The organism is Bartonella sp. OC16QHHD (genome assembly GCF_042194035.1).
In the GTDB taxonomy this organism is placed as follows: Bacteria; Pseudomonadota; Alphaproteobacteria; order Rhizobiales; family Rhizobiaceae; genus Bartonella.
The window spans coordinates 1-2,146 of the sequence record NZ_JBHIMJ010000017.1 but is presented as its reverse complement, the minus strand read 5'-3'; the positions used below and the strand labels follow the sequence as shown (position 1 = coordinate 2,146).

Here is a 2,146-nt window from a genome sequence, read left to right as displayed (position 1 = left end):
GTATAGCTCTCAGAAGTCGCTATACTAAAATTGACTATTTCTGCTCCAGAATTCATTGTTTTGCTTTCGGGATTAGCACCAAGGCGTCCGATTAACATCACTTTATTTAGCATGTTTTTTCTTACCTTAAATTTGTATTTTAATACATACAAAATCCTAGCATGATTTTCTTATTTTTTCAATTATTTCAAAATGATATTATTGTTTTTTAACATATAAAATTATGTTTTAAGGCGCCCTTTGATAAATAATCAATTGACATAAATGCATGGTGTATAGTATCAAGAGGGTATATATGGCAATCGTTAGTTTTAAGCATAAAGGATTGAAATTATTCTTTGAACGAGGAGTCTGCAAAGGCATACAACCCGCGCATGCTAAAAAATTAGCAAACATTTTAGTAATTTTAGATACAATATCCGCGCCTGAACAAGTTACTCTTAAATCGTATCGTCTACATGCGCTTACGGGCGATTTAAAAGGTTACTGGTCAATGCGTGTCAATGCAAATTGGCGTGTTACCTTTCGTTTCATTGGGACAGACGTTGAACTGGTTGATTATCAAGATTACCATTGAGTTTTGAGGTGTTATTATGATGTACAATCCTCCACACCCTGGCGGCATTTTGAAAGAAGAATTGCTTGATGAATTAGGGTTAACAGTAACAGAAGCTGCAAATCGTCTTGGTGTTGCACGTTTAACTTTATCCCGCGTCTTAAACTGTCATGCAGCGATTAGCATTAATTTAGCTTTACGGTTAGAAAAAGCGGGTTTAAATGATGCGGAATTCTGGCTTAAATTGCAACAAAAGTATGATTTGTGGCAAGCTCGGCATAACAGCCCAATCCCACATATTTCACCTCTAGAGCAAGTAGGGCATCTTTAAAAATACTTAGTCCATCTTTCTTCACACCTAGAGGTCATGTTCTTTAAAATCAAGCAACCCACGATAGTTTTTTATGCTCTTGTTGATTGCATCTATGAACGTTGAGAAGAGACAACGTAATCTGAACAGTTTTATAAAATCGGAAATTTTACTATAGCTTTTTAACTGAGCACTGTAGTGTGTAAATAGATATGTTTATTAAACTGCGTGTATGTAACATAAGAAACAATACACAAACTAAAAAAGAATACCAAAGAGCAATATACACATATTAGTTATAATAGAAAAGCCGAGAACATATCCCTAGGAAAAGACAGAGCGTATAAGCCCTTTCTAACAGCCAAACCAGCCTTTTAAAACATGCGTGATTCACGCTACACGTGAATTGCGCGTAATGGAGGAAATCAAAATGAGTGAACAAAACACTAACCTAATAGAAATTGAAGAAACACATCATTTAGCCGTCGAACAAACTGCTATGGAATGTATTTTAAATAAAGCCTTAGAAAGTGACGTCAGTATTGACCGCTTAAAGCGTCTTCTTGATTTAAGAGAAAAAGAAATAGAACGACAAGAGCGCCAAAACTTTGTCCGTGATCTTTCGGCTATGCAAACAAAATATCAAAATATTGAAAAAACTCTACAATCACCCATACAAACAGCAAATACGCTATGCTTGATCAGTACATTGATGCTGTAAAGGACGGGCTTGCAAAATACAACTATATTAAACATTAAACAGAAAAAAACGTTACCATAGAAATAATTCTGTCTCATCCTTCAGGAAATCAAATCTCAACAGAAGGAACATTTCCAATTGACAGTACAGGCTCTAAAAATAACATACAATCAGTTAGTTCCACACTTACCTACGCACGGAGATACCTGTTAGGCATGCTTCTTAATGTAGCAAGTAAAGAAGACGATATAGATGGTCAACCGCAAACCAAAGAAGGCGATACAAATAATCAAAAAGTTTCCTCTAAACAGATAAAGCAAATCGAAGAATTAATTAAAGAAACAGGGACAAATGAAAGTAGTCTTCTTTATTTTGCAGAAGCAGAAAAACTAACAGATATGTCTTGTAAAAAAGCAGAATTGGTTTTGGGGCATTTGGAAAGAAGAAAAAATATTCAAAAAGAAAAAGCTCTACAATCGCTCCCATCACAAGAGCAACAAACGGCGGTGTGAGATGGAACAAAGAACAGCAGAATGGTTCCAAGCGCGCTTGGGTAAAGTCACCGCATCAAACATTTACA

The 2,146-nt window shown here is 35.5% G+C and carries 3 protein-coding genes and 2 pseudogenes; 4 read left to right on the top strand and 1 reads right to left on the bottom strand.

What is annotated here, in order from left to right; all coding sequences use genetic code 11:
- A partial coding sequence (locus ACFIK1_RS03065) for a single-stranded DNA-binding protein (protein ID WP_375662055.1) occupies window positions 1–113 on the bottom strand: 113 nt, incomplete at its 3' end.
- Between the two features lie 182 nt (window positions 114–295).
- Here ACFIK1_RS03065 and ACFIK1_RS03060 point away from each other — a divergent pair.
- The 4 genes and pseudogenes from ACFIK1_RS03060 to ACFIK1_RS03045 form a co-directional block, all read left to right on the top strand.
- Window positions 296–577 carry a type II toxin-antitoxin system RelE/ParE family toxin gene (locus tag ACFIK1_RS03060; protein WP_004856694.1) on the top strand — a complete coding sequence of 94 codons (282 nt, stop codon included), beginning with the start codon at window positions 296–298 and terminating at the stop codon, window positions 575–577.
- 16 nt (window positions 578–593) lie between these two features.
- Window positions 594–887 (top strand): HigA family addiction module antitoxin, encoded by a 294-nt coding sequence (locus tag ACFIK1_RS03055; protein WP_375640137.1) that lies wholly within the window; start codon window positions 594–596, stop codon window positions 885–887.
- A 409-nt stretch (window positions 888–1,296) separates the two neighbouring features.
- Window positions 1,297–2,078: pseudogene (locus tag ACFIK1_RS03050) on the top strand (ERF family protein).
- A 1-nt stretch (window position 2,079) separates the two neighbouring features.
- Window positions 2,080–2,146, top strand: a pseudogene (locus ACFIK1_RS03045) (exonuclease); the annotation flags it as partial.

Excerpts from the sequence above, each read along its gene's own strand:
- ACFIK1_RS03060 (WP_004856694.1), top strand. The coding sequence starts at position 296 with ATGGCAATCGTTAGTTTTAAGCATAAAGGATTGAAATTATTCTTTGAA.
- ACFIK1_RS03055 (WP_375640137.1), top strand. The coding sequence starts at position 594 with ATGATGTACAATCCTCCACACCCTGGCGGCATTTTGAAAGAAGAATTG.